This is a genomic window from Rhodophyticola sp. SM2404 (assembly GCF_053570515.1).
The window spans coordinates 338,855-364,402 of record NZ_JBSEDL010000002.1 but is presented as its reverse complement, the minus strand read 5'-3'; the positions used below and the strand labels follow the sequence as shown (position 1 = coordinate 364,402).

The window sequence follows — 25,548 nt, the reverse complement described above, 5'->3', positions numbered from 1 at the left end:
AAGTCATTGTTGAATTCGCTTTCAGGCCGCTTCCTTATTCTGACTGTCATTTTCGTCATGCTGGCGGAGGTGCTTATTTTCGTGCCCTCCATCGCGCGGTTTCGTGAAGATTACCTGCTGAACAGGCTTGAGCGGGCGCAGATCGCATCCCTCGCCCTTTTGGCAACCGAAGGCATGATTGATGACGAGCTGGAGGCCGAGCTGCTTGAGAATGCCGAAGTCTTCAACGTCGTTCTGCGCCGCGACGAGATTCGCCAACTGATCCTGTCGGCGGATGTTATCCCGCCGATCTCTGACAGTTTTGATCTACGCGATGCCTCGGCCATGGTATTGATCCGTGATGCGATGCGGCGGCTTTGGACAACGCAGGACCAAACCATCCGTGTGATCGGCGAGCCGGTGCGTCAAGCAGGTCTCTTGATCGAGGTGACGATTGATACCCGCATGCTGCGCGCTGCAATGCTTGATTACGGGCTACGGATTTTGCTGCTCTCGGCGGTAATCTCGGTCTTTACGGCGGGGCTATTGTTTCTGGCTGTGCGGCGGTTCCTTGTCTCGCCGATCCGCAGGGTGGTGAGGCATATGACGGAATATGCCGATGCTCCCGAAAACCCTGACGGTATCATTACCCCGCAGGCAGGGGTGACCGAATTGCATGAGGCCGAGCTTGCGCTCCAATCGCTCCAGACGCAATTGACAGGGGCGCTGAAGCAACGCGAACGCCTTGCGCAATTGGGCGAGGCCGTGGCCAAGATCAGCCATGATCTGCGCAATATCCTGACCGTTGCGACCTTGATGGCCGACAGGCTGGAAGGCAGCGCCGACCCGACCGTCAAACGGATCACGCCGAAACTGGTGAATTCCCTCTCGCGCGCGGTGAACCTATGCGAAGGCACGCTGGCCTTTGGCCGCGCCGAGGAGCCGCCCCCCGCCCTAGATCGTGTTGATCTAGGCTGTGTGATCAGTGATGTGATCGAAAATGAACGGATCGAAATCTCGGAAGACGCTGTGTCATACGCGGCAGAGGTCGAAGACGCCTTGCTGGTGCGTTGCGACTCTGAGCAAATCTACCGCGTCTTGTCCAATCTGGTGCGCAATGCCCGCCAAGCAATCCTTGCCACGGGCAAGGGCGGGACGATCTCGATCAAGGCACACTCCAATGAGGAGGGCTGGATGATCCAAGTGGCAGATACGGGGCCTGGTTTGCCCAAGAAAGCGCTCGATCATTTGTTCACGCCATTTCAGGGCGGCGCGCGTGCAGGCGGGTCGGGGCTCGGGCTTGCGATTGCGGCGGAATTGATCCGTGGCCATGGCGGCAAGCTGGAGTTGAGCGAGACAGGGCCCGAGGGCACGCGTTTCGAGATTTATCTGCCATCGGGCACAGCAAGCTGATTTCGCTCTTGCACCCCCATCATCACGGCGCTAATACGCCCCCCACGCGCTGGTAGCTCAGTTGGATAGAGTACTTGACTACGAATCAAGGGGTCGGGGGTTCGAATCCTCCCCAGCGCGCCACTTCCCCCATTTCAGATGATTAACGCCGCTGATTGCGCGCTTGTGTTTTTAGGAACCTGCGGGTTTGAAGTGGCCGGCGGTGATCTGCGAAATTGCGGGGAAGGTCTTGCTTGAGGCCAGAGTGATGGGTGCTGCGGTGGGTATTGACGGCGGATATCGAACTGTCGCTCCAGTAGCAGCCGAAGCTCTAAGTTCATTTCTGGCTGGTAAGGTTGGACACTCGCTCAGCCGCATCTATTTTCCGCTGTATGAAAGATTTGGAAGTTAAATCACCTGCTGAACTTTGGGGCTGGCTTGCTGAAAACCACGCGTCGGATGAAAGCATTCGGCTGATCACGTGGAGGGCAGCACATCCCGACAATTATGTTGGTCGGGAAGACGTGCTAGATGCCCTTATTGCGCATGGCTGGATTGATGGTCGGCGGTTTGTTGTGGATGATGATCGAACGGCTCAACTGATTACGCGTCGCAAGCAACAGGCTTGGTCAAAGACTTACAAAGACAGGGTTGAGCGTCTGCGACGAGAGGGTCGTATGCATCCAGCTGGTGAGGCAATGGTTGAGATGGGGAAGGCCACTGGGCTTTGGTCATTCTTTGACGATGTTGACGCGCTCATTGTTCCGCAGGACCTTTCACAGGATTTGGATCAAGCTTTGTGGGACGCTTTCGCACCGTCCTACAGACGCAACGTATTGCGTTGGGTCAAGATCGCAAAAACGCCTGCGACGAGGGCCACACGCATCGCGAAAGTTGTTGAGGCAACGCGAGACAATCGCAAATTACCTCAGATGTAGCTTATTTTTTGCATGCGGTCCGAAGCTGAAATTGGTGCCTGTTGCAGCTAAGGGCGGCAAGGAGGCCGAAGTTCCAGATGCTGCAAGGGCGCGAATGACTGCTCTTAGGAAAGGCATTCAAGTTACAGCCACCACTTTACCACCCAGAATTTATGTTCTTTTTGATGTTGGCCTGAGCCTGACCAAACCTCTTCCGATATGCTCCTGGAGCAACTTTGAAGGATCTCATCATGGCCCTGCGCAATCTTTCGCTGTCAGCAAAACCACACTGCTTCACTATCATGCCTAGAGGCATGTCTGTTTCTTCTAACAGTAGACAAGCCGCTTTCAAGCGGATCGCTTCCACCGCTTTTGCAGGAGTAGCGCCCGTTTGAGCCGTGTAAAGGCGTGCAAAATGGCGTGGGCTCATTGCCGCTTGGTTAGCCAAGTCATCGACAGAAAGGGGGGCCGTCAAGTTGTCTGCAATCCAAGCATTCAATTCATCAAATCGACCAGACGATGTTTGGTATTGGTGCTTTAGGGTGGTGCTGAATTGGGACTGTCCGCCGGGACGTACCAAATAGCAAACCAGAGATTGAGCGACTTCTAACGCGGCCTTTCTTCCAACATCTTCTGTCACCATTGCAAGGCTCATGTCGATCCCTGCCGTCACGCCTGCCGAGGTCCAGATGTTTCCATCTTTGATAAAAATTGCGTCTTCCTCAACGCGGGCTTCATCAAAACTATCGTGAAATAAATCGCAGTATTCCCAATGTGTCACCACCCGCCGACCGTCCAAGAGTCCAGCTTTTGCTAATATAAATGCACCTGTGCACACGGATCCAACGCGCCTGCTTTGCGCAGCAAGATGCTGAACCTCATCTCGAAAGTTCGCGTTTTCAGAGGCTGCAAACGCTCCCGGTCCCCCAGCAACAATAAGCGTATCGATGTCCAGATTCCGCAGCTTGGATAAGACGACCGTTTCAACGGGCAAATGGGCGTCAGAAGAGACCGTACCCCCGTCGAATGATGCGACCACGATGTCGTAGACCTGAGTCGATCTAAGAGTGGTATCCGCAAACACCTGCATCGGGCCAGCAAGGTCTAGGAGTTTAACGTTGGGAAAAACAACAAAAAGAACGGTTTTGGCAGGATTCGAGGTCATATTGTCATTCATGACAGAAGCAAGAACCTTACACTAGGGGAAACCAAAGGAGTCTCCAGATGCTGTTACTTAAACCCAATTGCGAATGTTGCGACAAAGACCTGCCACCAAGTGCTAGTGATGCCAGAATATGTTCTTACGAGTGCACTTTCTGCGCAAACTGCGTTGATAACCATCTCGGCGGTGCCTGTCCCAATTGTGGTGGAAACTTTGTGCCGCGTCCGATCCGGTCGCGCGAAAACTTAGTGAACAGTCCCGCATCAGACAGTAGAGTGATCGGTCAGCAGGCCGTTTGTGTCGCGGTGCGAGGTCAGTCATGAGCGCGGTTCGTTCAATTGGTGCGGTCGTTTTTGACGGTTTTGAGACCCTCGATTTATTTGGACCCCTGCAAATGTTTGGAACACTGACAGATCATTTTGGCATTTCCATTGTCGCGGAGCAGCAAGGCTTGGTGACCAGCAGGCATGGCCAGAAGCTCTCTGTGGAACATGCATTTGATGATTATCAGTCGTATGATCTCATATTGGTCCCTGGGGGGCCGGGCACTTGGGATCAGATTAATAACAATCGCCTTCTCGATTGGCTGCAAGAAATCGCGCCTAAGTCTGAACATGTCTTATCGGTTTGCACCGGAGCGGCGTTTCTAGCGAAAGCTGGATTATTAAATGGGCGGGCCGCAACGACGAACAAACTGAACTTTGATTGGGTCACCCAATTTGGCCCGAATGTGGACTGGCAAGGGCGGGCCCGTTGGGTCGAGGATGGAGCGTACTTCACATCGTCCGGCGTGTCTGCTGGAATGGATATGAGCCTTGCTGTCATTGAACACTTACTCGGCCCAGAACAAGCTGACTTCTCGGCAACCCATTCGGAATATGAGCGGCAGCGGGACCCCAAAAACGACCCATTTGCGTTGCAGTTTGGGATTGACTAACTGTCGTTGCAAGCATCCCCGGAGGTGAAAAGCGGACATTTGCCCTAGCAAAGCCAATGCCCGTTTCTGTCCGCATAGCAGACCTCGGCGGAGACCACAGCGAACGTCTGCTCTCCACCTTCTGCTAAAGCACGGTGTCAAACCGCGCGTGGAGCAATTGCCTAAAGAGGGCTGGAAACTGTCACTGCTCCCACCTCAGAAAGCGTCTCCCGTCATGCATTCCTGACCATCTTGGCGACCAATTTCCGTGTGATCGGGGCGACCACCAGCACTGCGGGAAAGGCGACGAGCCATGAATTGCCCCATGCCCCATCCATTCCAAGAAAAAGCCCTCTCCTAGCCCAAGGGCCCGTGCTGTGGCGATGCCTGAGACCATGCAAGACATTAGCCCTGACAGAATGAAGCCGAAGACAATCGGGGCGAATTTTGCGGGGATCATGTGGAAGGCTCCGGTCGGGGAAGGGGTGGGCGCCCGAACCATAGCCGAAAAGGGTCCTAGCTCAAGCCTTGCCGCAAGTCATGCCACAGGCTGCCCTTAGCCGTTTTGCAACTCGGCCACGGGAATAAAGGGAAAGAACTGCCCCGAGGACCACAGCCCGAACCACTCGACGCCATCCACGCGATGCGCCTCGCCCAGATCAACCAGACGGTAGAAGCTCTTGCGATCAATAAGCGCCTCAAGCCCCGCGCGGATCATCACATAGGGTGACGGCTCGCCATTTTCATCGCGGATCACACGGATCGGGGCCTCGGGGCCTGCCGTGACGCTATCGCCGACATTGGTGGTGAAGGTGATGCTTTGCGCCTCGCCTATGCCCTCGGTCTCGAAATCCTGCGCGACAAAGGGTGCATCCTGCACGCGGATGCCGACCTTTTCGACAGGTGTGACAAGGAAGTATTTGCCATCCTCCAGCTTGAGGATCGTGGAAAACAGCCGCACCAAAGGCGCGCGTCCGATGGGTGTGCCATTATAAAACCATGTGCCGTCGCGTTTGATCTCCATATCCAGATCGCCGCAAAAGGGCGGGTTCCAAAGATGAACGGGCGGGAGTTTGCCGTTTTTCTGGGCGGTCTTGGCGGCGCTCAGCAAGGTTTCGGGTGTGGGTGTCACGATGTTTTGTCCTGACATCTGTTTTGTCATTTGTGGTCGGCGCGAAGTTTCGATTTACTTGTCTAACATATTCCTTCGATGGAGCTTTGCCATGTCCGCCCCTGAAAACCTTGTTGCCGAGATAGAAGAGCTTGGCGCGAAGCTGGCTGATGCCAAAACCAGTATCGCCACTAAGATCATCGGCCAAGACGATGTTGTCGACCTCAGCTTGGCGGCGATGCTGTCGGGCGGTCATGCGCTTTTGATGGGTTTGCCCGGTCTTGGAAAGACGCTTTTGGTTGATACGCTCTCGACGGTGATGGGCCTCAAGGGCAACCGCATCCAGTTTACGCCTGATTTGATGCCTGCCGATATTCTGGGCTCGGAAGTTCTGGAAACGGGCAAGGACGGCACACGCTCCTTCCGCTTTATCGAAGGCCCGATTTTCTGCCAGCTTCTGATGGCCGATGAGATCAACCGAGCCTCCCCTCGGACGCAATCGGCCCTGTTACAGGCCATGCAGGAACGCGAGGTTACCATCGCAGGCGAACATCGCCCGCTGCCCGCGCCTTTCCACGTGCTGGCCACACAGAACCCGATTGAACAGGAAGGCACCTATCCGCTGCCCGAAGCGCAGCTTGACCGTTTCCTCGTCAAGATCGATGTGCCCTATCCTGACCGTGAGACCGAGCGCGGTATCCTGCTGGCCACCACAGGCACCCAGAGTGCCGAGGCGAAAACGGTGTTCTCGCCCGAGGCGCTGATCGCGGCGCAGCAGGTTGTGCGCCAGATGCCTGTGGGGGACGCGGTGGTGGATATGATCCTTGATCTGGTCCGCGCCTGTCGTCCTGCCGAAAGTGATGCGCCGAAAATCGTTAAAGATACGGTCGCTTGGGGCCCCGGCCCGCGTGCGGCTCAGGCCTTGATGTTGACGGTGCGTGCGCGCGCGCTTCTGGATGGCAGATTGGCACCTTCGGCTGAGGATGTCGCGGCCCTTGCGCGCCCTGTTCTTTCGCACCGTATGGCATTGTCCTTTGCAGCGCGCGCGGAAGGCGCGGCCTTGGAGCAGGTGATTGACGAGGTCACAGCCCGCATCACCCGTATCGAGGCTGCCGCTTGAACGAAGCCGCCCTTCATAATTCCCAGACCCTGCGCGCAAGGTCCGAGGCGGTTGCAGCCAGTCTGCCCGCACTCTTGGTTGATGCACAGCATTTGGCCGCCACGATCCTGTTGGGAGAGCATGGGCGCAAACGCGCAGGCATGGGGGATGAGTTCTGGCAATACCGTCCCGCCGAGGCGGGAGATCCCTTTCGCGCGATTGACTGGCGCCGCTCGGCCCGATCCGAGGGGCATTTTGTGCGCCAATCCGAATGGCAGGCTGCGCAATCTGTGATGATCGGTGTGGATGATGCCGCCTCGATGAGTTTCACAGGCGCTAACTCCCGCCCGTCGAAATTGCGCCGTGCCCAGACTTTGGCCATGGCTTTGGCCGTTCTTGCCATTCGCGGCGGGGAAAGGGTGGGGTTGACCCATCTGGCTGAGCCGCCGCGCTCGGGCAAGGCGCAGCTTATGCGGATTGCGGGGGCCTTATTGGACGGGCATGAAACAGGGGATTACGGCGCGCCCAAGCCGCAAATGATGCCTGCGGGCGCACGGGCTGTGTTCCTGTCGGATTTCCTTGGGCCAACGGAAGCGATTGACCGTATCCTGACGCAATCGGCTGATCGCGGCGTGAAAGGGGCGCTGGTGCAGGTTCTCGACCCCGATGAGGAGGCCTTTCCTTTTGACGGGCGCACGGTGTTTGAATCCATGTCAGGCGCGATCCGATTTGAAACGCTCAAGGCCAAATCTTTGCGCGAGGAATATCTCGACCGTCTGGCAGCCCGAAAAGCGCATCTGCGCGATATCTGCCAGCGCACGGGTTGGAGCTTTCATTGCCACCATAGCGATGCCGCTGCAGAGCCTGCACTGATGTGGATGTATCGCGCGATCGAACAGGTGCGCGCATGATTGGCAATCTGGCCTTCACCACGCCGCTTTTACTGCTTGCGCTGATCGCGCTGCCGATCCTGTGGATTTTGCTGCGCGCGGTGCCACCCGCCCCGATCCGGCGGCGTTTCCCCGGTGTCGCGCTGCTGCTTGGCCTGAAGGATGATGACAGCGAAAGCGACAAGACCCCGTGGTGGTTGCTGCTTTTGCGGATGCTGGCTGTGGCCGCCGCCATTATCGGCTTTGCGGGCCCCGTTCTGAACCCCCAACAGGAACGCGCTGGCGAGGGGCCGCTTTTGGTCGTGATGGATGCGTCTTGGGCCTCTGCTGGCGATTGGTCCGCAAGGCAGGAGCGTTTGACGCTGCTGCTGGAGGAGGCAGGCCGCGCAGGCCGCACGGTATCGGTGGCCGCCCTGACTGATCTTCCAGCGGGAGAGGCGCAGTTCCTCTCGGCCGATGCATGGGCCGCCCGTCTCCCCAGTTTCACCCCCGCAGCATTCGAGCCTGATATGGATGCAGCCCTTGAATGGGCAGCCGCGTTGGAAAGCGGGATAGAGGTTTTCTGGTTCTCGGACGGGCTGGCGCGCGAAGGCACGGATGCGTTGACCGCACGTTTTGAAACCCTTGGGCCCGTGGCCGTGTTTCAGGGTGCGCGCGATGTCCTCGCCCTTGCGCCGCCGCAATTTGTTGATGGTGCGATCCAGATCGCGGCTTTGCGCCTTGGCAGCGGCACCGCGCGCGAGGTTACCGTGGCAGGCCATGGGTTGGACCCTGCTGGCGTGCCACGTGAATTGGCGCGTGAGACGATAAGGTTTGCCGCAGGCGAGGATCGGGCCGAGTTTTCGCTTTCCTTGCCTGCCGAGCTTCGCAACAGGATCACACGCTTCGAGATTGGCGGCGCGCGCAATGCGGGCGCGGTCAGCCTGACCGATGATGCCTTGCAGCGGCGCGAGGTTGCCTTGATTGCGGGCGGCACCGAGCAGGAAGAGCAACAACTTCTCTCGCCTTTGCATTACCTGCGGCAGGCCTTGGCTCCGACCGCTGATCTTCTGGAAGGGGATCTGGCCGATCTGCTTTTGGCCAGCCCCGATGTGATCATTCTGGCCGATATCGCGCAGCTGAGCCCCGATGAAGAGGCGCAATTGATCGAATGGGTTGAGGCAGGTGGCCTCTTGGTGCGTTTCGCGGGGCCGCGGCTTGCAGCCTCTGATATCGCCCGCGCCGAGGCCGAGCCCCTGATGCCCGTGCGCCTGCGCGAAGGCGGTCGTACGGTGGGGGGCGCGATGAGTTGGGGTGAGCCGAAACGCCTGCGCCCCTTCGATGAGACCTCGCCCTTTTTTGGCCTTGGCATACCCGAGGATGTCGAAGTGACCTCACAGGTTTTGGCGCAACCCGATCCTGACCTGTCCGAGCGCAGCATCGCCGCTTTGGCCGATGGCACACCTTTGGTCACGCGCGCGGGGCTGGGGCAGGGGGCGGTTGTGCTGTTCCATGTGACCGCCAATGCCGAATGGTCCAGCCTGCCGCTCTCGGGATTATTCGTGCAGATGCTAGAGCGACTGGCAATTTCGACCCGTCCCATAAGCCCTGATGCGTCAGAGCTGGACGGAGTGACTTGGGTGCCCGAATTGGTGCTGGACGGCTTTGGGAGCTCGCGGGATGCGGGCGCTATGGCGGGTGTGGAAGGGGCTGATCTGGCCGAAGCGCCCCTCTCGGCCGCGTTATTGCCGGGCCTTTATTCAGGTGGTGAGCGGCGCGTGGCGCGCAATGTCATCGCGGCGGATACGCAGCTTGCCCCTGCGGTTTGGCCTGCGAATATTCCTGTGGAAGGCATGTCGGTTATCCAGCCGACGGATTTGATGGCGGCGTTCCTGACAGGGGCTTTCGCGCTGTTGTTGATCGACGCGCTGGCAGCGCTTGCGCTTTCGGGGCGGCTCTCGGGGCTTGCGCGCGCGGCGGCGGTTCTTGCCTTGGCGATGATGATCGCCCCGCAGGCCCAAGCGCAATCACAACCCCCAAGCGTCGAGGATGAGTTTGGCCTGCTGGCCACAAGCGAGATCACCTTGGCCTATGTCCGCACAGGGGATGCACAGCTTGATGAGGTGTCTCATGCGGGGCTGCGCGGCTTGAGCAATACGCTTTGGGCGCGCACAACCATTGAACCTGCCGAGCCGATTGGCGTGAATCTCGAGAGTGATGAGCTGGCCTTTTTCCCGATGATCTACTGGCCCATTTCAGCCCGTCAGGCGCTGCCCTCGCCTGAGGCCTATGCGCGGCTGAATGCCTATCTGCGCTCGGGCGGGATGATCGTATTCGATACGCGCGATGCTGATCTGGGTGGCTTCGGCGCGGCCACGCCCGCAGGGCGTCGCTTGCGCGAGATTGCGGCACCCTTGGATATTCCCCCGCTTGAGCCTGTGCCCGCTGATCATGTGCTGACGCGCACCTTCTACCTGTTGCAGGATTTTCCGGGCCGTCATGCGTCCCGCGATGTGTGGGTTGAAGCATCAGAAGCGGATGCCGAACAGATCGAGGGCATGCCGTTTCGAAACCTCAATGATGGCGTGACACCAGTGGTGATCGGCGGAAATGACTGGGCGGCGGCTTGGGCCGTGGACGGGTTCAACCGCCCGCTGCTGCCTGTGGGGCGCGGCTTCACCGGCGAGCGACAGCGCGAGATCGCGAACCGTTTCGGTGTGAACCTCGTGATGCATGTTCTGTCGGGCAATTATAAATCTGATCAGGTCCATGTGCCTGCCCTGCTTGATAGATTGGGGCAATAGGCATGACCGATACCATCCTTTTTGACCCGCTTTTGTCATGGAATGTTATCTACAGCCTTGCTGCGGCGCTGGTCGTGATCACCGCAATCGCTGTCTGGCGTGGCCTGAAAGGTTGGCCGCTGCGGCTTTTGGCGGGTGTGGTTTTGTTGGCGGCTCTGGCCAATCCTGCTTTGCAGGAGGAAGACCGCGAGCCGCTGTCTGATATCGTGTTGCTGGTGGTCGATGACAGCGCCAGCCAGCGGATTTCGGACAGGCCCGATCAGATGGCGCAAGCGTTGGAAACGCTTGAGGGCGAGATTGCAGCGCTCGGGATGGAATTGCGCCAGATCCGCGTTACGGATGCGCCCGATAATCAGGGCAGCTTGGTGATGACGGCCCTGAATGAACTGGTGGCCGAGGTCCCGCGCGCGCGGATCGCGGGGGCTGTGGTGCTCAGCGATGGCCAGCTTCATGATGCAGGCCTTGCCCCCGATCTGCCTGCCCCGATCCATGCACTGCTGACAGGGCGCGAGCAGGATTGGGACCGCCGCCTCTTGGTCGAGAATGCGCCCGCCTTCGCCATTCTTGATGAAGAAGTGACCCTGCGCATTCGGGTTGAAGACCAAGGCGCCGTTCCCGCGTCTGAACAGGGCGGCATGACAGAAATGGTCGTCTCGCTTGATGGCGATCCCCCCTTCACCGTGATGGTGCCGATTGGGCGGACGCTGGATGTTCCGCTGACGCTGACGCGCGGGGGGATGAATGTCATCCAGTTCACCCTGCCCGAGGCAGAGGGCGAATTGACCGATCGCAATAATGCCGCCGTGGTCCAGATCAATGGTGTGCGTGACCGCTTGAGCGTGCTTCTCGTCTCGGGCCAGCCCCATACGGGCCAGCGGACATGGCGCAACCTGCTGAAATCCGACCCATCGGTTGATCTGGTGCATTTCACGATCCTCAGGCCCCCTGATAAGCAAGATGGCGTGCCCGTGACCGAGCTGTCCCTGATCGCCTTTCCAACGCGGGAATTGTTCATGGAATCGGTCGAGGATTTTGACCTGATCATCTTTGACCGCTATCCGCGCCGTGGCATCCTGCCGATGGTCTATCTCGATAATATCCGTCGCTATGTCGAAAACGGCGGCGCGTTATTGCTGGCCGCTGGACCTGACTATGCAAGCGCGGATTCGCTCTTTCGCTCGCCTCTGGCCGAAATCCTGCCCGGAAGCCCCACGGCCCGCGTGATCGAAGAGCCGTTCCTGCCCATGATCTCGGAATTGGGCCAGCGTCACCCCGTCACGACAGGGCTTGAAGGGGCCCATACCCCATTGCCTGATAGCGACGAGCCTTGGGGGCGGTGGTTCCGTCAGATCGAGGTTCTGGCCGCGCCCGATAGCGAAGTGGTGATGACAGGCGTCAATGACGCGCCGCTTGTGATGGTGAACCGCGTTGGTGACGGGCGCGTGGCGCTTTTGGCCTCGGATCACGCATGGTTGTGGGATCGTGGCTATGAAGGCGGTGGACCCCAGCTTGAGATGTTGCGCCGCCTTGCCCATTGGATGATGGGCGAGCCTGATCTTGAAGAAGAAGCCCTGCGCGCCGATGCGGATGGCCAGACCATGTTCATTACGCGGCAAAGCCTTTCGGAAGAGGTGGGTGAGGTCACGATCACGGGGCCTGATGGCACAGTGGTGACCCTGCCACTTGAGGAAACCGCGCCCGGTCGGTTCACGGCGGAATTTATCGGCCCCGAGCAGGGCCTCTATAGATTGCGCGAAGGCGATCAGGAGGCTGTGGTGGCCCTTGGCCCCGCCGCCCCGCGCGAATTCGAGGAAACGGTGGCCAGTGCCGAGCGCCTGAACCCAGTTGTCGATCAGCGCGATGGCGGGATCATGCGGATGGAGGAGGGCATTCCCGATCTTCGTTTGGTGGCAGAGGGGCGCAATGCTTCGGGGCGCGGTTGGATCGGGCTGACCCCGCGCAATGCCTATCTAACAACGGATGTGACGGTGATGCCATTGGTGTCATCATGGCTCTATCTGCTGCTGGCCGCGATGCTGATGATTCGCGCTTGGCTGCGCGAGGGGCGTCGATAGGGTTTGGGCGGTGGCCGCGCCCGCATGCCTCAGTTTGAAAAAGCCAGTTTTGCGCCCAGAAACGCAAAGGTTCCAGCGAAGCAACGTTTGATCCAGTTCATGACGGATGGCCTTTGGATGACATAGTCACGCGCATAGGACGCGAAGGCGCCATAGCCCAGAAAAACCACAAAGGTCATCGCCATAAAGACAAGAGCCAACCCCACAAGCTGCGCCGTCGCATTGGTTGCAGCGGGGGAGATAAACTGGGGCAGGAAGGCCAAGAAAAACAAGGATAGCTTGGGGTTCAGGACGTTCAGCAAAATGCCGTTTGTCGCGATGCGAATGTAGCCCGCACGTTCCTTGTTTTCAGATACCTGCATATCTGTATCGTCTGTGAGAATTTTCCACGCCATGTAGAACAGATAGGCGACGCCCAAGAACTTGATGACTTGGAAGGCAAGCGCGCTGGTGTGTAGCAGCGCTGCCAATCCGATGATGCTGGCCACAGCCGCAGGCACAATGCCAAACGTGCACCCAAATGCAGCCGCGACACTTGCCTTGAACCCATGACCGAGACCGATGGCGAGCGTGTAGATAACCCCAGTTCCAGGCAAGAGCACGACAACCAGTGAGGTCAGAAGGAATTCAAGCGACATAAGTTTGGCTCCGCGTTTTCGATACCGTCTGATTGCGTTGGCAGAAAGTCAAGTTCTGCACATCCGCCCTCTAAAACGGCTTGAACACCACAATGAACAGCACGCCGATCGCGCCCAATACACTCAGCTCGTTATAGACGCGCAGATAGAAGTCGCTTTCGGTGAAAAGGCCTTTGCGGGCGCGCAGAACCAAGCGCCCTGTCCAGCCGTAATGGGCCGCAAGCAGTGCCACCACCGCCAGTTTGACCCAGACCCAAGCGGGAAAGCCCCAATACCAGCCGAGCCAAATCCCCGACAGGATCGCGATGACGCCAAGGCCGAGCGAAAAGCGGTAGATGCGGATCGTGAGATCGCCCGTCGGGCCAAATTCGCCCAAACGCGCCCATTCCCGTTTCCAGTAAATGATTGCGCGCGGCACCGCGAAGATGCCGGTCATCCATCCAAGGACACAAAGCAGATGAAGAACTTTGACCCATTCCATGCCGACTTCCTGCCTTGAATGTCGGGCTTGTGCAATCGGTGCCGAAAGGCTTTTGGCTTTTGCTTGTCGGATTTGTTAAATTGGTCTAGAAATATTACCAATACCTGAGGAGGAGACGGAATCATGGATATGCCAGCCCCCAATCCGGCCATTCTTGCGCGCAAGCCAAGGATTGTTGAGCGTTTGCTATCTGTGCTCCCCGCTGATGCCGTCATCCATGAAGATATCGAGACGCGCGCCTATGAATGTGATGCGCTGACCGCCTATCGCTGCCCGCCCTTGGCGGCTGTGCTGCCCTCCTCGACGCAAAAGGTCTCGGCTGTTCTCAAGATTTGTCATGAGGAAGGCGTGCCTGTTGTGCCGCGCGGGTCGGGAACCTCGCTTGCGGGTGGGGCTTTGCCCACGGCGGATTGCGTGATCCTTGGGGTGGCGCGTCTGAGTGACGTGCTTGAGACTGATTATGATAACCGCTTTATCCGCGTTCAAACGGGGCGCACCAATCTAAGTGTGACGGGCGCTGTCGAGGAGAATGATTTCTTCTATGCGCCTGACCCGTCCAGCCAGTTGGCCTGTGCCATTGCGGGCAATATCGGGATGAATTCGGGCGGTGCGCATTGCCTGAAATACGGTGTGACCACCAATAACCTGCTCGGCGTTACCATGGTGATGATGGATGGCAGCATCGTCGAAATTGGCGGCGCGCATCTGGATGCAGGCGGGCTTGATCTGCTGGGGGTGATTTGCGGCAGCGAGGGCCAGTTGGGCGTGGTGACCGAAGCGACCCTGCGCATCCTGCGCAAACCCGAAGGCGCGCGCCCCGTTCTGATCGCCTTTGACAGCAATGAGGTCGCGGGTGAATGCGTCTCTGACATCATCAAAGCGGGTGTGTTGCCCGTGGCGATCGAGTTCATGGACAGACCCTGCATCGAGGCGACCGAGGCGTTCGCCAAAGCGGGCTATCCGATGTGCGAGGCCCTTTTGATCGTCGAGGTCGAAGGCTCGGAGGCCGAGATCGTCGAGCAACTGGGCCTGATCAAGCAGATCGCCCTGCGCCACAACCCTGTCGAATTCCGCGAGGCAGAAGATGCCGATCAGGCCGCGCGCATCTGGTTGGGCCGCAAATCGGCCTTTGGGGCGATGGGTCAGATCAATGATTATATGTGCCTTGATGGCACGATCCCTGTCTCCAGCCTGCCATATGTGCTGCGGCGCATTGGCGAGATGTCGAAGGATTACGGGCTGGATGTGGCCAATGTGTTCCATGCGGGCGACGGCAATATGCACCCGCTGATCCTGTTTGATGCCAATAAAGAGGGCGATCTGGAGCTTTGTGAAGCCTTTGGCGCGGATATCCTGAAGCTTTGTGTCGAGGTGGGTGGCTGTCTGACGGGCGAGCATGGCGTTGGGATCGAAAAACGCGATCTGATGACCACGCAATTCGCCCCAGAAGACCTCGAGGCGCAGATGCAGGTGAAGGATGTCTTTGACCCGCAATGGCTGCTGAACCCCGCCAAGGTCTTCCCGCTGGCCGTCTCCCAGCCCCGCAGGGATGTCGCGGCCTGACGGCACGGCCCATTCCCCAAGCTATGTCTGCCAAGATGAAGGAGCAGGTTCCGTGTTGAGCCCGACCACCGAAAAAGACCTGCAAGATGCCATCGCCTCGGCCAAAGGACCGCTTCGCGTGATGGGTGGCGGAACACGGCCCATTGGCAAACCTCTCGCGGGGGAGGTGCTGTCGGTGGCGGAGATGTCGGGGATCACACTCTATGAACCCGGATCGCTGACAATCGTGGCGCAAGCAGGCACGCCTTTGGCAGAAATCGAAGCCGCTTTGGCCGCCGATAACCAGCGTTTGCCCTTTGAGCCGATGGATCACCGCAAGCTTTTGGGCAGTGATGGCGCCCCTACAATCGGTGGCGTTGTGGCCTCGAATGCGTCGGGTCCCAGACGTATTCAGGTGGGCGCGGCGCGGGACAGTTTGATTGGCGTGCGTTTCGTGGATGGTCAGGGCACAGCCGTTAAAAACGGTGGTCGCGTGATGAAAAACGTTACGGGCTATGATCTCGTCAAGTTGATGGCGGGTAGCTGGGGCACGCTTGGCGTGCTCTCGGAGGTGTCTTTCAAGGTCTTGCCTGATGTTGAAAGCCGCGCTTGCGTGATGCTGGACGGGCTTGGTGATGCGCAGGCGGTTGAGGCGATGTGCTTGGCGCTTGCCTCCCCCTTTGAGGTGACAGGCGCCGCGCATCTGCCGAAAGGGCCTGAGGGGCAGCCTGTAACACTGCTGCGCTTGGAGGGTTTCGCGGAAAGCGTGGCCTACCGCACTGCGCAACTCTGCGCGCTGCTGGGCAGGTTTGGCCAAACGCGGGTCGAGACGGAGGCGGAGCAGGTCAAATCAATCTGGCGCGCCATACGCGATGTTGAGGATTTTGCAGATCGCGCGGGCGATGTCTGGCGCATCTCGGTCAAGCCGACCGATGGCCCGGACATCGCGGCACGTATCGGGGGTGAGGTGATTTATGACTGGGGCGGGGGTCTGATTTGGGCTTTGGCACCTGAAGGGGCTGATATCAGAGCCAAGCTGGGTACTTTCGCGGGCCACGCGACCCTGATCCGCGCTAGCGAGGATACGCGCGCCAGCATGTCCGTATTCCAGCCCGAGCCTGCGCCATTGGCCAAACTCACCCAAGGATTGCGCGCGAAATTTGACCCGCGCGGCATTTTGAACCCCGGCCTGATGGGCTGAAGGACCACGAGATTATGCAAACCACATTTACGCCCGAGCAGCTTAAGAACCCCGCAATTGAACGCTCAAACGAAATTTTGCGGGCCTGTGTGCATTGTGGCTTCTGCACGGCGACCTGCCCGACCTATCAGGTTTTGGGGGATGAATTGGACAGCCCGCGCGGGCGGATTTACCTGATCAAGGATATGCTTGAGAATGACCGCCCTGCCGATGCGAAAACGGTCAAACATATAGACCGCTGCCTGTCCTGTCTGGCCTGCATGACCACCTGCCCTTCAGGCGTGCATTACATGCATCTGGTGGATCATGCGCGCGACCATATCGAGAAGACCTATAAACGCCCCTTCAGTGATCGTGCCTTGCGCTGGCTGTTGGCCAATATCCTGCCCTATCCCACCCGTTTCAGGCTGGCGCTTTTGGGGGCCAAGCTCGGACGACCGTTTCGGTTCTTGATGCCCGATGCACGGCTCAAGGCGATGCTGGATATGGCCCCGAAGACCATTCCACCTGTCAGCCGCAACGATGACCCGCAAAGTTTTGCGCCACAAGGTGCGCGCAAAAAGCGGGTGGCGCTGATGACGGGCTGCGCGCAAAAGGCGCTGAATACCGATATCAATGATGCCACGATCCGCCTTCTGACGCGGTTGGGATGCGAGGTTGTGGTGGCCGAAGGTGCGGGCTGTTGCGGTGCGCTGACCCATCACATGGGCAAAACCGATGAGAGCCATGCATCTGCCGCGAAAAACATCCGCGCATGGAGCGCCGAGATGGACGGCGCAGGGCTTGATGCAATTGTGATCAACACCTCGGGCTGCGGCACCACGATCAAGGATTACGGGCATATGTTCCGCAATGATCCTTTGGCCGCACAGGCGGCGGCGGTCTCGGACAAGGCGATGGATATCTCGGAGCTGTTGATGCAGCTTGATCTGCCTGAAGGCGGCGCGCCCGATCTGACTGTGGCCTATCACGCGGCTTGTTCGCTCCAGCATGGGCAGCAGATCAAGACCTATCCCAAAGACCTTCTCAAGCGTGCGGGTTTCACAGTGGTCGAGCCTGCCGATAGCCATTTGTGCTGCGGCTCGGCGGGCACCTATAACCTGATGCAGCCCGAGATTTCGGCGCAGTTAAAGGAACGTAAAATCCGCACGCTGGAGGCGAAATCCCCCGATATCATCGCGGCGGGCAATATCGGATGTATGATGCAGATCGGCTCGGGCAGCGACGTGCCGATTGTTCATACCGTTGAATTGCTGGATTGGGTGACAGGCGGGCCAAAGCCGCCCGCGCTCAGCGCCAAAGGCAAGCGTGAAACGCCCGTGCCGATCCTGCGCTAAAACTGCCATCACCACGTCCCATTTTTGCCCTTTTGATGGGGTAGTCAGGCTTAGGATCAATAGCAGGACTGGGCATCGGGATGCGCTCTCTTCCCACAGGAATACTGGCATTTGTTCTCTCCGCCACGCCGCTTCATGCGGAGGTGGGCTTTGGCCTGCCCACCATGGAGCCTGACACCCCTTTGCAAGCCCTTGATAGCGCTTCGGAGGCGCGGGGCTGGGAGGCAATCGGACGGCTCGATACGGGCATCGGATATTGCACGGCCACGCTGATTTCGCCTGATCTCGTCCTGACAGCGGCCCATTGCCTCTTTGGGGAAAGCGGCTCGGACCAGCTGCCTGATAGCGCTTTGACCTTCAACGCAGGCCTGCGTGATGGCATTGCCGAGGCGCAGCGCAAAGTGCGCCGCTCGGTCATTCACCCTGAATATACCTATGGCGAAGCCATCACTGATGACAGGGTTCGAACAGATATCGCCCTCTTGCAGCTTGAGGCGCCGATCACCACTGCGTTTGTGCGGCCCATGGCAACGCGCGGGCAGGCGGTTGAAGGGGATATGGTTGAAGTCGTCTCTTATGGGCGCGGGCGGGAAAACCATGCCTCCCATGAGGATGATTGCGCCATGCTGCGCGACGAGGAGGGCATCCATATCTTCTCCTGCCATGTTGTGCAGGGCTCCTCTGGTGCGCCGGTGATGTTGGATCGTGACGGGCAGATGAATATTGTTGCCGTGGTATCTGCGGTTGGCACGCTTGGGGACCAACAGGTCGCGATTACTGTGCCCGTTGAGGAGACTTTGCCGATGCTTCTGGCGCAATTCGGCCAGCGAGACCTGCAAGCCGTGCGCTCGCTTCCGCAAATCAGGCGGATCGGAGCAGGCCTCTCGGATGGGCGTGAAACGACAGGCGCACGTTTTATTCGCCCGTAACGCTCAGGGTCGTAACGCTTAGGGTCTTGAAAGGCCCAAATCCCCACCACATATCTGTCAGGTGACGGTGCCGCCAAGCGGGCCGGAGCATGAACCCTTGGCGGGTCTATGACCAGACCGCCTTTGATTACAACGCGTTATCGCTTCTCTAGGAGGATGACTTATGCGCAGCTATGATCTTTCACCACTTTACCGTGCCACTGTTGGCTTTGACCGAATGGCAGATCTGCTTGATCAGGTTATGACCAAGGATGCGGGCCCCAGCACCTACCCCCCTTATAATATCGAAAAGACCGATGAAGATGCCTATCGGATTTCGATCGCTCTGGCGGGCTTCTCGGAAGAGGAGCTGTCGATTGAGCAGCGCGAGACCGAGCTTGTCGTCGCGGCCCGCAAAGGCAAGGACGAGACCGTTCGCACCTATTTGCATCGCGGCATCGCCACGCGCGCCTTTGAAAAACGCTTCCAGCTTGCCGATCATGTGCGCGTGACAGGGGCCGTTTATGAAAACGGTATCTTGCATGTGGACCTTGTGCGCGAAGTGCCTGAGGCCCTGAAACCGCGCCAGATCGCAATCACCGCTGCCGCGCCTCAGACGATTGAGGCCGCGAAAAAGGCAGAAGAGGCCGAAACCGTCTGAACTTGAGATCCCTCCCTTTCGGGTATCAGACAAGGCGCAGTCTTCGGGCTGCGCCTTTTTTATGCTGACTTGCCCAAACGCCCGAGGCCAATTGCGCCAAGAATAGGGGCAATCAGGCAAAGCAGGATCACAGGCAATGGCCCGCTTTGATCCAGTGCAAAGGCCCCCAAAGCGGGTGCCAAGGCCGAGATCATCAGCGAGGGAAGCGCGACCGCGCCTGCGACTGCGCCGTAATTTTCCTCACCCAGATAGTCCCGCGTGACCACTGCGCGCACAATGCCCGCCACCCCAAAGCCCACGCCTTGGGCAAGGGCAAAGACAAGCACCAAAAGCGCAAATTGCCCTGAGGCTGCAAACATGAACGCGCCAAATGCGATTGAGACCATCGCGATTTGCGCGATCCTGATCGAGGAGAGCCGCGCGCCTGCCCCCAACATCAAAAGGCGACCCAAAACTTGGGACGGCCCGATCATGGACGCTGCCAGAATGGATAGCGAGCTTGGAACACCTTGTGCGGCCATCAAGGGCAAAAGCAGGTTGATAAAGACCCCTGTGGTCAGGGTTGCGGCTGCGAAACTGCCAGCGATCAACCAATATCGCTTGTCCCGCAAAAGCACTTTGGGGGCTGCCGCGGATTTGGGCTGTGCAGGTTCCTGCTGTTGTCGTGCGCGGGCTTCGACCTCAAAGCGTTTCACGGCAAACAGGCTCAGTGGCAGGTTGATGGCCAATACAAGCCCCACCATCGCCAAGATCGCAATGCGCCAGCCAAAAGGCTCGGCAAGGGCATAGATCATCGGATAGGCCAAGGTCGAGGCAAAGCCCGCAAGCAATGTCACGGCAGTGATTGTCCCGCGTGCACGCGCCCCTCGGGCACGGGTGAGAAGGGCAAAACATGGCTCATAGAGCGTGACGCTCATGCAGATGCCGATCAGCGCCCAGATCACGTAGAACTGGCCTAAAGTTTCCACATGGGTCAGCGCGATCAAAAGGGCCGCGCCAGTCACAGCGCCAAGCGGAAAGATCAAAGGGCTAAAGCCGCGATCAATCAGCCGCCCTGCCACGGGGGCACCAAGGGCCGAGATGGCAATGGCAAGCGTGAAGGCTCCCATGGTTTGGCCCGTGCTCCAGCCAAATTCGGCTTGCCAATACAGGATGCTTGCGGGAAAGCTGTAAAAAAGCGCCGCCCAAATCACCATTTGCATCGCCATCATGGCAAGCATCGGTCCATCGCTAAGGGCCTGCCGCATTCAGCTTTGCCCTTTGGCTGGTGCTAGAACCATTGACCTGGCTCCATCAGGCCCAAATCCATCAATTGCTGACTGGACCATTGGAAGCGCATGGAGCGGTGCCAGCGGAAATCATGGATGTCATCCCGCGACCCGGGGTTGGAGCGCAGCGCTTTGGCCACGCGGAATGAACAGATCGCTGTGGTCAGGGAATGGTGCCAAGGACAGGCATAGGTATTCATTTCCTCATTGCTGAGCGTGTGGTCATCGCGCAGCCGCAGACCAGCCTCGGCGCGGAACAGGCCGATCCTGTCGATCTTGCGCTTTGATTCAGTGACATGCTCTTCAAACCGCCAGCGCAATCCGCCGAAAAAGTTATATTGGCGGTCCATATCCTGATCATTCGCGTCACGCCGCGGCTCGGCGTAATAGCCAGAGGCGTCAAGCAGCGCATTATCCAGCGAAACTGCATCGGGATAGGTGTGCAAATCGCCCGCATAGAGATCAATGACATAGCTTAGGGCCGAAGCGCGGCGTTCCTCGGTGATAAAGGTCGCAACCTCGGCAACCGAGCGGTCTTCGCAAAAGGGATAGAACAGGAATTCACCATTAAAGCAGTAATGGATCCATTCCCCCGAGACAGCGTCCATCACGGCGTTCACGGCGTCGCGCGCGGCATTCGGGCGACGGGTGCGATCACGGATGACGACCAGTTTCTCGGCCAGTTCTTCCATCTCGGGATCAAGGGTCATGCCCTCAGGCGCAAAGAGGAAGGCCTTGCGAAAGCCCAGTTGGATCACGTGTTGCAGCGTCGCGGCCGTCTCGCTTTTATCCTCGGCAATGACAATCGCGAAAGGGCCTTTCCCGAAGCTGCCGGCACGCATTTGCCGGACCGAATTGATGTCGGGAAATTCCTGAAGCTCCATGCTCTTGTAACAGCCTTGCCTGATTTGTCTTGTGGTGCAGCGCATACAGTGCTGCGCAATGGTTAAAAAAGCAATTCCGCGCGCGGCGCAAGATGTCCAACCGTTGAAGAGCCGTCGCACATGGGATACATGGCCTCTGATCTCCACCCAAGGCGTATTCCGATGTCCGAACCGAAAAAGCTATTTGTCAAAACCTATGGTTGTCAGATGAATGTCTACGACTCCGAGCGGATGGTGGAAACGCTTGGCACGCAAGGCTATGAACAGGTCGGCACCGCCGAAGAGGCTGATATGGTGCTTCTGAACACTTGCCATATCCGCGAGAAAGCGGCCGAGAAGCTCTATTCCGACCTTGGCCGTCTGCGCCCCTTGCATGATGAAAAGCCCGATTTGAAGATTGCGGTTGCAGGCTGTGTAGCACAGGCCGAAGGGGCCGAGATCATGCGCCGCCAGCCTTTGGTGGACCTTGTGGTAGGCCCCCAAACCTATCACCGCTTGCCCAAGATGATGGAAGCGCTGGATCGGGGCGAGACAGCGCTCGATACGGATTTTCCTGAAGAAGACAAGTTCCTCCACCTGCCAAAAAGCCGCAAACCCACGCGTGGTCCGACGGCGTTTCTGACAGTTCAGGAGGGGTGCGATAAATTCTGTGCCTTTTGCGTTGTGCCCTATACCCGTGGCGCGGAGGTCAGCCGCCCAGTGGATCGCCTGCTGAATGAAGCGCGTGATCTTGTTGAGCGCGGCGTGCGTGAAATCACCCTTCTGGGCCAGAATGTGAACGCGTATCACGGCGAAGGTGAGGGGGGCGAATGGGGCCTTGCCCGTTTGATCCGTGAAATGTCGAAGATGGATTACCTCAAGCGCATTCGTTTCACCACCTCGCATCCCAATGACATGGAAGATGACCTGATTGCCGCCCATGGAGATTGCGACAAGCTGATGCCCTATCTCCATTTGCCTGTGCAATCGGGCTCAGACCGCATCTTGAAGGCGATGAACCGCAAACATACCGCTGAAAGCTATATCCGCCTGATTGAGCGGATTCGCGCGGCACGGCCTGATTTGCTGCTTTCGAGCGATTTTATCGTGGGCTTCCCCGGTGAGACGGAAGAGGATTTTCAGGCCACACTCGATCTGATCGAAACGGTCGGCTACGGGCAGGCCTATTCCTTCAAATACTCCTCGCGACCCGGCACGCCTGCGGCCGAGCGCGCTGAGGTTGATCAAGCCGAGGCAGATGATCGATTGCAGCGAGTTCAGGCCCTGATCACCAAACAGCAATATAGTGTTCAGGGCTCGATGATCGGGCGGGATGTTACCGTTCTATTTGAAAAGCGTGGACGGAATGAGGGCCAGTTGGTTGGCAAATCCGAATACCTGCATTCCGTCCATGTTGACGCGCCCGAGCATTTGATCGGTCAAGTTGTGCCCGTCAGGATTGAGTCGACTGCCGTCAATTCTTTGGCAGGCCGTCTGCTCTAAGGCGCCCAATAGGGCCGCTCGAGCACCAAAAACCCGAAACGATTTCGTGATTCGATGTGATCTGTTTCGATTTGATTGACTATATGTTGTAATTAACCCCTTCCATTGCACATAAACTAGGGTATCTTATGGCAGCGCGTGCTCATCGGGATGTGACGTGTTGAAACTTTTGATCTCTGAAACGCATTGATCGCTACTGGACGGGGGATGCCGTGAAATTTTTGAAGCTCCGCAAAGTTGGACGTGGCGCGGTGGCTCTGGCCTCTGTTGCTGCGTGCTTGACCTTGCTGTCGACCGAGCATGCTCAGGCGCAAACGACTGTGACCGTGACAGGCACTGTAAACCCGACCATCTGGATTGATCCCGATGGTTGCATGCACTGGGCCGCGGATGGTGGTGTTGAAAGGCTATATGGAAGGCCGCGTAAACCCGCAGACGGGGATGCCTGTTTGCATGGCGGTCAACACCTGCGCGACAGCCAATGCTGATGTTCTATTCGCAACCGATAGCGCAAGGTTGACCCATGCAGGTCGCCAGCAGCTTGAGAACTTCTTCCGTGGCGCAGGGGCGTTTGCCTATGCCATTTACGGTCACACCGATAGCCGCGCCTCAGATGAATATAATATTCGCCTTTCGCAGCGCCGCGCCGAATCTGTCGCGGGTGTAGCACGCTCGGTCGGGGCGCGGGTTGCCCGCCAGATAGGATATGGCGAACGTCGTCCCGTGGCTCCGAATAACAGCGCCGGAAATATGCAGCAAAACCGCCGCGTTGAAATCGTGTGCTACCGATGAGAGGATTGATGAGCATGAGACATATTGCAAAAGCCTCAACCCTTCTCGGCTGCGCTTTTTTCTTGTCGGCCTGTGGTGTTGAGGGCCTCGGCCTTGGTAACGGCGGCGCCTTGGCAATCGGTGAGGATAGAGGTTTTGATGCGGGCAGCTTGTCCACCTTGCAAGCTGGCATCTATGTTGACCCCGATGGTTGCCATATCTGGATGATTGACGACGGCTTTGAAGGCTATTGGTCGCGTCGGCGCGACCCCGTATCGGGTCTGCCAGTTTGTACGCCAATCGCGCCAACCAATTCTGTGGTCGGTGATATTGGCCGCGGCGGCGGTATTCGGGATTTCAGACCCAACTGATAAGCTGGAAGCAGCTTAACCGAGTTTAGAATTTGGGCGGTCCGAGGATTTGGACCGCCCTTTTTTGATGTTTCGAGAGTTGTGACAATCTAGGTGTTGCGTCCTGCTGCCGAGCTTGCCACACTCGGTTTAGGCCACATTTTTCTGGGAGACCTTGTTTGGCATTGTCCACCCTGCCGCCAACGGCACCCGATGCATCCGCCGAGCTTACGCTCGCCTTTCCCGATAATCGCTTATTGATCGATCTCTGCGGCGAGTTTGACCGAAACCTATCACAAATCGAACTGTTACTCTCTGTCCAGATCATGCGGCGGGGCAATGAACTTGCGGTTTTCGGCGATGCGAAAGAGCAGGCCGAAAAGGTGCTTTCCCAACTCTATGCGCGGCTTGAACGTGGCAAGACCATTGAAGCGGGCGATATTGATGCCGTGATTCGAATGGGCAGCTCGGCCGAAGGTACGGGTGCACGCTCTGGCGACCAGATCGAGATGTTCAAAGGCTCGGATATCGAGATCGGGACCCGCAAGAAAACCGTGGAACCGCGTACCGAGGCGCAGCAAGACTATGTGCGCAATCTTTTCTCGCATGAGCTGTCATTCGGGATCGGGCCTGCTGGTACGGGCAAGACCTATCTGGCAGTTGCTGTGGCTGTGAACAGCCTGATCAACGGGCATGTGGATCGCATCATCCTGTCGCGTCCCGCCGTTGAAGCGGGGGAGCGTTTGGGCTTTCTGCCCGGCGATATGAAGGACAAGGTCGATCCTTATATGCAGCCGCTTTACGATGCGCTGAATGATTTTCTTCCGGGCAAACAGCTTCAAAAGCTGATCGAGGAGAAAACCATCGAAATCGCGCCTCTGGCCTTTATGCGGGGCCGAACCTTGGCAAATGCCTATGTGGTTCTGGATGAGGCGCAGAATGCGACATCGATGCAAATGAAGATGTTCCTGACCCGTCTGGGACAAGGCAGTAAGATGGTGATCACGGGCGACCGAAGTCAGGTGGATTTGCCCCGTGGTGTGACATCGGGCCTATCAGATGCGGAACGCATTCTCGATGGTATCTCGGGCATCAGCTTCAATTACTTCACGGCCAAGGATGTTGTGCGCCATGCGATGGTTGCGAAAATCATTCAGGCCTATGATTCCGACACGGTCGAGCGTTAAGCCGCGCGATGGAGGTTGATCTTCTGATCGAGGCCGCCGGATGGGAAGGCGTTGATATCGAGGCTTTGGCCGAGATCGCATGCCCCGCCGCTTTGGAAGAATTCGGGCTTGATCCGAGCGGTTTTTGTATCAGCATTCTGGCCTGCAATGATGCGCGAATTTCTGAACTGAATACTGAATTTCGCGCAAAACCTGTTCCCACAAATGTTCTGTCATGGCCGTCCGAGGAGATTGATCTGCCCTTGGGTCAGCGCCCTGCCTTGCCTGAGCCTGACACCGCAGGCCCCCCGCATGAATTGGGTGATATCGCCATCGCCTATGAGACATGCGCGCGCGAAGCGGCCGAGCAATCCAAGCCGGTGGCGCAGCATGTCACCCATCTTTTGGTGCATTCCACCCTCCATCTGTTGGGTTTTGATCACATAAATGACGAAGACGCCCAATTGATGGAAGGTTTGGAGACACGCATCCTTGCAAAACTGGGTGTGCCTGACCCATATTGAATGCAACGGGT

24 protein-coding genes, 1 tRNA gene and 1 pseudogene are annotated in these 25,548 nt (G+C 58.1%); 19 read left to right on the top strand and 7 right to left on the bottom strand.

Annotated elements, in window-relative coordinates:
- The first annotated feature begins 6 nt into the window (after positions 1-6).
- From ACTYEO_RS04745 to ACTYEO_RS04735, 3 genes are all read left to right on the top strand, one after another.
- Positions 7-1,392, top strand: a complete 1,386-nt coding sequence (locus ACTYEO_RS04745; RefSeq protein ID WP_449322559.1) for a sensor histidine kinase — start codon at positions 7-9, stop codon at positions 1,390-1,392.
- 46 nt (positions 1,393-1,438) lie between these two features.
- Positions 1,439-1,515, top strand: a tRNA-Arg gene (locus tag ACTYEO_RS04740).
- A gap of 248 nt (positions 1,516-1,763) precedes the next feature.
- Positions 1,764-2,309 carry a YdeI/OmpD-associated family protein gene (locus ACTYEO_RS04735; protein WP_449322558.1) on the top strand — a complete coding sequence of 182 codons (546 nt, stop codon included), beginning with the start codon at positions 1,764-1,766 and terminating at the stop codon, positions 2,307-2,309.
- Positions 2,310-2,445: 136 nt separating this feature from the next.
- On the opposite strand, the gene ACTYEO_RS04730 is transcribed toward ACTYEO_RS04735, so the two are convergent.
- Positions 2,446-3,465 carry a GlxA family transcriptional regulator gene (locus ACTYEO_RS04730; RefSeq protein WP_449322557.1) on the bottom strand — a complete coding sequence of 340 codons (1,020 nt, stop codon included), beginning with the start codon at positions 3,463-3,465 and terminating at the stop codon, positions 2,446-2,448.
- A 47-nt stretch (positions 3,466-3,512) separates the two neighbouring features.
- Here ACTYEO_RS04730 and ACTYEO_RS04725 point away from each other — a divergent pair, with 47 nt between their 5' ends.
- Both ACTYEO_RS04725 and ACTYEO_RS04720 read left to right on the top strand, forming a co-directional pair.
- Positions 3,513-3,773, top strand: a complete 261-nt coding sequence (locus ACTYEO_RS04725) for a DUF1272 domain-containing protein (protein ID WP_449322556.1) — start codon at positions 3,513-3,515, stop codon at positions 3,771-3,773.
- Positions 3,770-4,387: a DJ-1/PfpI family protein gene (locus ACTYEO_RS04720; RefSeq protein ID WP_449322555.1), complete on the top strand. Its 618-nt coding sequence runs from the start codon at positions 3,770-3,772 to the stop codon at positions 4,385-4,387. Before ACTYEO_RS04725 ends, ACTYEO_RS04720 begins: the two co-directional genes overlap by 4 nt.
- Before the next feature lie 212 nt (positions 4,388-4,599).
- Here ACTYEO_RS04720 and ACTYEO_RS04715 read toward each other — a convergent pair.
- Both ACTYEO_RS04715 and ACTYEO_RS04710 read right to left on the bottom strand, forming a co-directional pair.
- A pseudogene (locus ACTYEO_RS04715) lies at positions 4,600-4,763 on the bottom strand (DUF2798 domain-containing protein).
- A 159-nt stretch (positions 4,764-4,922) separates the two neighbouring features.
- Positions 4,923-5,516, bottom strand: coding sequence for a DUF1285 domain-containing protein (locus ACTYEO_RS04710; protein ID WP_449322554.1), 594 nt, complete (start codon positions 5,514-5,516; stop codon positions 4,923-4,925).
- Between the two features lie 73 nt (positions 5,517-5,589).
- On the opposite strand from ACTYEO_RS04710, the gene ACTYEO_RS04705 reads away from it, so the two are divergent.
- Genes ACTYEO_RS04705 through ACTYEO_RS04690 form a run of 4 tightly spaced genes read left to right on the top strand, consistent with a single transcriptional unit; the run spans position 5,590 to position 12,324 of the window.
- A complete protein-coding gene (locus ACTYEO_RS04705) occupies positions 5,590-6,597 on the top strand; it encodes an AAA family ATPase (RefSeq protein WP_449322553.1) in 1,008 nt (335 codons plus the stop codon).
- Positions 6,594-7,487: a DUF58 domain-containing protein gene (locus ACTYEO_RS04700; protein WP_449322552.1), complete on the top strand. Its 894-nt coding sequence runs from the start codon at positions 6,594-6,596 to the stop codon at positions 7,485-7,487. Before ACTYEO_RS04705 ends, ACTYEO_RS04700 begins: the two co-directional genes overlap by 4 nt.
- Positions 7,484-10,249, top strand: coding sequence for a DUF4159 domain-containing protein (locus ACTYEO_RS04695; RefSeq protein ID WP_449322663.1), 2,766 nt, complete (start codon positions 7,484-7,486; stop codon positions 10,247-10,249). Before ACTYEO_RS04700 ends, ACTYEO_RS04695 begins: the two co-directional genes overlap by 4 nt.
- 2 nt (positions 10,250-10,251) lie before the next feature.
- Positions 10,252-12,324 (top strand): hypothetical protein, encoded by a 2,073-nt coding sequence (locus ACTYEO_RS04690; RefSeq protein WP_449322551.1) that lies wholly within the window; start codon positions 10,252-10,254, stop codon positions 12,322-12,324.
- 29 nt (positions 12,325-12,353) lie between these two features.
- On the opposite strand, the gene ACTYEO_RS04685 is transcribed toward ACTYEO_RS04690, so the two are convergent.
- Both ACTYEO_RS04685 and ACTYEO_RS04680 read right to left on the bottom strand, forming a co-directional pair.
- Positions 12,354-12,962, bottom strand: coding sequence for a LysE family translocator (locus ACTYEO_RS04685; protein WP_449322550.1), 609 nt, complete (start codon positions 12,960-12,962; stop codon positions 12,354-12,356).
- 70 nt (positions 12,963-13,032) lie between these two features.
- Entirely contained in the window at positions 13,033-13,443 is a 411-nt protein-coding gene (locus ACTYEO_RS04680; RefSeq protein WP_449322549.1) for a CopD family protein, read from the bottom strand.
- A 123-nt stretch (positions 13,444-13,566) separates the two neighbouring features.
- On the opposite strand from ACTYEO_RS04680, the gene ACTYEO_RS04675 reads away from it, so the two are divergent.
- The 5 genes from ACTYEO_RS04675 to ACTYEO_RS04655 all read left to right on the top strand — a co-directional run bounded on the left by ACTYEO_RS04675 (position 13,567) and on the right by ACTYEO_RS04655 (position 19,092).
- Positions 13,567-15,006, top strand: a complete 1,440-nt coding sequence (locus tag ACTYEO_RS04675) for an FAD-linked oxidase C-terminal domain-containing protein (RefSeq protein WP_449322548.1) — start codon at positions 13,567-13,569, stop codon at positions 15,004-15,006.
- A gap of 55 nt (positions 15,007-15,061) precedes the next feature.
- Positions 15,062-16,186, top strand: a complete 1,125-nt coding sequence (locus ACTYEO_RS04670) for an FAD-binding protein (protein WP_449322662.1) — start codon at positions 15,062-15,064, stop codon at positions 16,184-16,186.
- 14 nt (positions 16,187-16,200) lie between these two features.
- Positions 16,201-17,523: a glycolate oxidase subunit GlcF gene (gene glcF, locus ACTYEO_RS04665; protein WP_449322547.1), complete on the top strand. Its 1,323-nt coding sequence runs from the start codon at positions 16,201-16,203 to the stop codon at positions 17,521-17,523.
- 80 nt (positions 17,524-17,603) lie between these two features.
- Positions 17,604-18,452, top strand: coding sequence for a trypsin-like serine peptidase (locus tag ACTYEO_RS04660; protein ID WP_449322546.1), 849 nt, complete (start codon positions 17,604-17,606; stop codon positions 18,450-18,452).
- Positions 18,453-18,615: 163 nt separating this feature from the next.
- A complete protein-coding gene (locus ACTYEO_RS04655; RefSeq protein ID WP_449322545.1) occupies positions 18,616-19,092 on the top strand; it encodes an Hsp20 family protein in 477 nt (158 codons plus the stop codon).
- Positions 19,093-19,151: 59 nt separating this feature from the next.
- Here the strand turns inward: ACTYEO_RS04655 and ACTYEO_RS04650 are convergent, their stop codons facing one another.
- Complete coding sequence (locus ACTYEO_RS04650; RefSeq protein ID WP_449322544.1) at positions 19,152-20,339, bottom strand: MFS transporter; 1,188 nt, start codon at positions 20,337-20,339, stop codon at positions 19,152-19,154.
- A 23-nt stretch (positions 20,340-20,362) separates the two neighbouring features.
- Positions 20,363-21,244, bottom strand: a complete 882-nt coding sequence (locus ACTYEO_RS04645) for a hypothetical protein (protein ID WP_449322543.1) — start codon at positions 21,242-21,244, stop codon at positions 20,363-20,365.
- 162 nt (positions 21,245-21,406) lie between these two features.
- On the opposite strand from ACTYEO_RS04645, the gene miaB reads away from it, so the two are divergent.
- From miaB to ybeY, 5 genes are all read left to right on the top strand, one after another.
- Positions 21,407-22,726, top strand: a complete 1,320-nt coding sequence (miaB, locus tag ACTYEO_RS04640) for a tRNA (N6-isopentenyl adenosine(37)-C2)-methylthiotransferase MiaB (RefSeq protein ID WP_449322542.1) — start codon at positions 21,407-21,409, stop codon at positions 22,724-22,726.
- Positions 22,727-23,092: 366 nt separating this feature from the next.
- Positions 23,093-23,518 carry an OmpA family protein gene (locus ACTYEO_RS04635; RefSeq protein ID WP_449322541.1) on the top strand — a complete coding sequence of 142 codons (426 nt, stop codon included), beginning with the start codon at positions 23,093-23,095 and terminating at the stop codon, positions 23,516-23,518.
- Positions 23,519-23,532: 14 nt separating this feature from the next.
- Positions 23,533-23,868 (top strand): hypothetical protein, encoded by a 336-nt coding sequence (locus ACTYEO_RS04630; RefSeq protein WP_449322540.1) that lies wholly within the window; start codon positions 23,533-23,535, stop codon positions 23,866-23,868.
- A gap of 158 nt (positions 23,869-24,026) precedes the next feature.
- Complete coding sequence (locus ACTYEO_RS04625; RefSeq protein WP_449322539.1) at positions 24,027-25,034, top strand: PhoH family protein; 1,008 nt, start codon at positions 24,027-24,029, stop codon at positions 25,032-25,034.
- A gap of 8 nt (positions 25,035-25,042) precedes the next feature.
- On the top strand, positions 25,043-25,537 hold the full coding sequence (ybeY, locus tag ACTYEO_RS04620; RefSeq protein WP_449322538.1) for an rRNA maturation RNase YbeY: 495 nt from the start codon (positions 25,043-25,045) through the stop codon (positions 25,535-25,537).
- The last annotated feature ends 11 nt before the right edge of the window (positions 25,538-25,548 follow it).

What these genes read in the sequence shown, in the direction of transcription:
- ACTYEO_RS04735 (WP_449322558.1), top strand. Translation starts at nt 1,764, where the DNA reads ATGAAAGATTTGGAAGTTAAATCACCTGCTGAACTTTGGGGCTGGCTT.
- ACTYEO_RS04730 (WP_449322557.1), bottom strand. Translation starts at nt 3,465, where the DNA reads ATGAATGACAATATGACCTCGAATCCTGCCAAAACCGTTCTTTTTGTT.
- ACTYEO_RS04725 (WP_449322556.1), top strand. Translation starts at nt 3,513, where the DNA reads ATGCTGTTACTTAAACCCAATTGCGAATGTTGCGACAAAGACCTGCCA.
- ACTYEO_RS04720 (WP_449322555.1), top strand. Translation starts at nt 3,770, where the DNA reads ATGAGCGCGGTTCGTTCAATTGGTGCGGTCGTTTTTGACGGTTTTGAG.
- ACTYEO_RS04710 (WP_449322554.1), bottom strand. Translation starts at nt 5,516, where the DNA reads ATGTCAGGACAAAACATCGTGACACCCACACCCGAAACCTTGCTGAGC.
- ACTYEO_RS04705 (WP_449322553.1), top strand. Translation starts at nt 5,590, where the DNA reads ATGTCCGCCCCTGAAAACCTTGTTGCCGAGATAGAAGAGCTTGGCGCG.
- ACTYEO_RS04695 (WP_449322663.1), top strand. Translation starts at nt 7,484, where the DNA reads ATGATTGGCAATCTGGCCTTCACCACGCCGCTTTTACTGCTTGCGCTG.
- ACTYEO_RS04690 (WP_449322551.1), top strand. Translation starts at nt 10,252, where the DNA reads ATGACCGATACCATCCTTTTTGACCCGCTTTTGTCATGGAATGTTATC.
- ACTYEO_RS04685 (WP_449322550.1), bottom strand. Translation starts at nt 12,962, where the DNA reads ATGTCGCTTGAATTCCTTCTGACCTCACTGGTTGTCGTGCTCTTGCCT.
- ACTYEO_RS04680 (WP_449322549.1), bottom strand. Translation starts at nt 13,443, where the DNA reads ATGGAATGGGTCAAAGTTCTTCATCTGCTTTGTGTCCTTGGATGGATG.
- ACTYEO_RS04675 (WP_449322548.1), top strand. Translation starts at nt 13,567, where the DNA reads ATGGATATGCCAGCCCCCAATCCGGCCATTCTTGCGCGCAAGCCAAGG.
- glcF (WP_449322547.1), top strand. Translation starts at nt 16,201, where the DNA reads ATGCAAACCACATTTACGCCCGAGCAGCTTAAGAACCCCGCAATTGAA.
- ACTYEO_RS04660 (WP_449322546.1), top strand. Translation starts at nt 17,604, where the DNA reads ATGCGCTCTCTTCCCACAGGAATACTGGCATTTGTTCTCTCCGCCACG.
- ACTYEO_RS04655 (WP_449322545.1), top strand. Translation starts at nt 18,616, where the DNA reads ATGCGCAGCTATGATCTTTCACCACTTTACCGTGCCACTGTTGGCTTT.
- ACTYEO_RS04650 (WP_449322544.1), bottom strand. Translation starts at nt 20,339, where the DNA reads ATGCGGCAGGCCCTTAGCGATGGACCGATGCTTGCCATGATGGCGATG.
- ACTYEO_RS04645 (WP_449322543.1), bottom strand. Translation starts at nt 21,244, where the DNA reads ATGGAGCTTCAGGAATTTCCCGACATCAATTCGGTCCGGCAAATGCGT.
- miaB (WP_449322542.1), top strand. Translation starts at nt 21,407, where the DNA reads ATGTCCGAACCGAAAAAGCTATTTGTCAAAACCTATGGTTGTCAGATG.
- ACTYEO_RS04635 (WP_449322541.1), top strand. Translation starts at nt 23,093, where the DNA reads ATGGTTGCATGCACTGGGCCGCGGATGGTGGTGTTGAAAGGCTATATG.
- ACTYEO_RS04630 (WP_449322540.1), top strand. Translation starts at nt 23,533, where the DNA reads ATGAGACATATTGCAAAAGCCTCAACCCTTCTCGGCTGCGCTTTTTTC.
- ybeY (WP_449322538.1), top strand. Translation starts at nt 25,043, where the DNA reads ATGGAGGTTGATCTTCTGATCGAGGCCGCCGGATGGGAAGGCGTTGAT.